This window comes from Mesorhizobium sp., assembly GCF_041661565.1.
In the GTDB taxonomy this organism is placed as follows: Bacteria; Pseudomonadota; Alphaproteobacteria; order Rhizobiales; family Rhizobiaceae; genus Mesorhizobium.
In genome coordinates, this window is sequence record NZ_JBAZUD010000265.1 from 1 (window position 1) to 2,632 (window position 2,632).

General features: G+C 63.6%; 5 protein-coding genes. 1 reads left to right on the forward strand and 4 read right to left on the reverse strand.

From position 1 onward, the window contains the following. Nucleotides 1-169 precede the first annotated feature (169 nt). The 4 genes from WC739_RS25310 to WC739_RS25325 form a co-directional block, all read right to left on the reverse strand. Nucleotides 170-415, reverse strand: coding sequence for a DUF6074 family protein (locus WC739_RS25310; RefSeq protein ID WP_372955723.1), 246 nt, complete (start codon nt 413-415; stop codon nt 170-172). A 205-nt stretch (nt 416-620) separates the two neighbouring features. Continuing rightward, nucleotides 621-917, reverse strand: a complete 297-nt coding sequence (locus tag WC739_RS25315) for a DUF982 domain-containing protein (protein ID WP_372955724.1) — start codon at nt 915-917, stop codon at nt 621-623. A 136-nt stretch (nt 918-1,053) separates the two neighbouring features. After that, nucleotides 1,054-1,290, reverse strand: coding sequence for a hypothetical protein (locus WC739_RS25320; RefSeq protein ID WP_372955725.1), 237 nt, complete (start codon nt 1,288-1,290; stop codon nt 1,054-1,056). 119 nt (nt 1,291-1,409) lie between these two features. Further along, nucleotides 1,410-1,832, reverse strand: coding sequence for a hypothetical protein (locus tag WC739_RS25325; RefSeq protein ID WP_372955726.1), 423 nt, complete (start codon nt 1,830-1,832; stop codon nt 1,410-1,412). Nucleotides 1,833-2,030: 198 nt separating this feature from the next. On the opposite strand from WC739_RS25325, the gene map reads away from it, so the two are divergent. After that, on the forward strand, nt 2,031-2,632 hold a 602-nt coding region (gene map, locus WC739_RS25330), incomplete at its 3' end, for a type I methionyl aminopeptidase (RefSeq protein WP_372955727.1).

The window sequence follows — 2,632 nt, forward strand, 5'->3', positions numbered from 1 at the left end:
TCTAGCGGTTAGGACACCGCCCTTTCACGGCGGTAACAGGGGTTCGATTCCCCTTGGGCGTACCAGTGATTCCATTATGGCGATTCGAATAGGAACCGATGCGGGATATCGGCTCGCGGTTCTTATGCGCGTGCGCGCTGGTCCGTGCCTCGAGCTTCAGACTGCTTCTTCAGCCGGCTTCAGCGGCCAGCATGTGCATCTCGTTCTGCACCGCGAAGAAGAAGCGGCGAACCTCGTCGACGGCCGAGGCCCTGTCCCTGCCCATGCCGACGATGTGATCGAGCAACTCCGAAGCCTTGGCCTTCCAGAAGGAGGTCGCTGTATCGCCATGCAGGGTTTCCAGCTTCGCCGCCACCTCCCGAACAAGGAAAACCTGACGATCAATCGGGAACGCGCGCACGTTTGCTGAGGACATCTTCCGAACCATGAGACTGACGCAACGAATCAACTATTGCTGGACAAGCAATAGGTAGCCGCGAAAGTGGAAAGGGACCCTTAACAGCGCTGGCGACGAAGCTTCAGCGCACCCCGTCGAAGAGCCTGGCTCCCCCACCTCTCGTCTGGTGCTTCAGAACCCCACCGCTGCAGCCCGAGTGCGCCAGCGTATCCGTCCAGGACCCTCAGGCCCGCAAGGCTCTCGCCTGGCCGCCGCGCTTGGGCGGCGTCATCATGTCCTTGGCCATCAGTCCGCTGACACGGCAGAACGTCATGAACGCCCGGCAAGCCTCCTCGGTTTTCACCACCTCCACCGTGGCGCCAAAGCAGGCATTGAAGGCTTTCTGGTAGATCGGCCCCTGCCTGCGCGCCGGCCAGCCCTGGAGAAAATCGAGCGCCTGTTCGACGCCGTAGATCTCCTCCACCGGCAGACCGGGCGCGGGTGTGATCCGCACCGGTACCTCGAATTGCAGTCTGTCCATTTCTTGTCTCCCGACCCGGCGTCGCCCAAGAACGCCGTTCGTCGTCAAAAGTTGCGTGACGCCCTTTTGCACCGGAAATGTGTCGTCACAACGGTGGCGCCACCCGCGACGCGAGTGGCGCCTGGAACTGGCGAGCTTACTGGTTCGCCGGATCCGTTTCCGCGTCGAAGGCCATGCGAACGACCGTGAACAGCACGAATGCGGACGGCGCCGCGAAGACGCCGCCGAGAACCAGCGCCGCCATTGCCGACAGGCCGAGCGTCTCGGCAACCGCCCAATAGACGGTTCCGATGCAGATGAGCGCCTGCACGGAAAGAAACGCGGCGGCCGAGACCGCGCGCGACAGGGTTTTGAATGTCTTGATGCGTTGCATTTGTAGTCATCCGGAAATGACGCGTCGCGCGACCGGCGCGCGGCACAAAGCCGCCGCACGATCACGACGCGAACAGGAACAGGAACAGGTCGGTGTGGAAAGCTGCGGCTCTGGATCGCTCAGGCCAGGGCGGCCGGCGGCGCGCGCGGCTGGTTGGCATTCGGCGCGGGCGTGAAGACCGTTTTGAATTCGGCGGCAATCGCCGCGGGCGAGGATCCTTCGAACCAAAGGACCACGGCATCGGGAACCGGCAGAGCGGGATGCCCGCTGGCGAACTTGGCCAGCACCGGCCGCACCGCGCGAACCTCCAGTGCCTGCGCCTTGTCGGTGAAGCGCAGCAGAGCCGCCACCTCTCCGGCCCGTTCCATGCCGACGCTGGCGCCGCCCTGGGCGGCGTCGGCGAAGACCGGCAGGTCAGGCCGACCGAGGCACGACATCGCCAGCAGCACGATGCCCATGAGGCACGAGCAGACCGCCTTCAGCGGCGCTTCAAGACGCCCGGTGTGGCCGGCGGCCGATTGGGTGCGCGATCTCCAAGACATAACCCGCCCTAACCCATGGTGGCCGAAAAGGAAAGCAACCGGCCAGAGCGCTGCGTCATATCGACGGCGACGAAGAGAATAGACGGCTATTGGGCCGTGCCAGCCAGTTCTTCCTTGAACCTTGTGTCCTCAAGTGCCAAATCTGTGGGGATTTTCACCCTGGCTCTTTCTACGGGCCCCTACCGGCAATACGGACAAATGGTCACCTATCTCGACGCCGCCACGGCCCCCCTCAGGAACACGGGCCAGATCCGCCTCTATGGCGAGGATGGCTTTGTCGGCATGCGCAAGGCATGCGACCTCACCGCGCGCTGCCTCGATGAGCTGGTGCCCATGGTCCAGCCCGGCGTCACCACCGACACCATCGACCGCTTCGTCTTCGAATTCGGCATGGACCATGGCGCGCTGCCGGCGACCCTCAACTATCGCGGCTACACCAAATCGTCCTGCACCTCGATCAACCATGTGGTCTGCCATGGCATTCCCGACAACAAGCCGCTCAAGGATGGCGACATCGTCAACATCGACGTCACCTATATCCTCGATGGCTGGCATGGCGATTCCTCGCGCATGTATCCGGTCGGCACGATCAAGCGCGCCGCCGAACGCCTGCTCGAAGTCACCTATGAATGCCTGATGCTCGGCATCGCGGCGATCAGGCCTGGCGCCCGCACCGGCGCCATCGGCGCCGCCATACAGACCTATGCCGAGGCCGAGCGCTGCTCCGTCGTGCGTGATTTCTGCGGCCACGGGGTTGGCCTGCTTTTCCACGACGCGCCCAACATCCTGCACTATGGCAG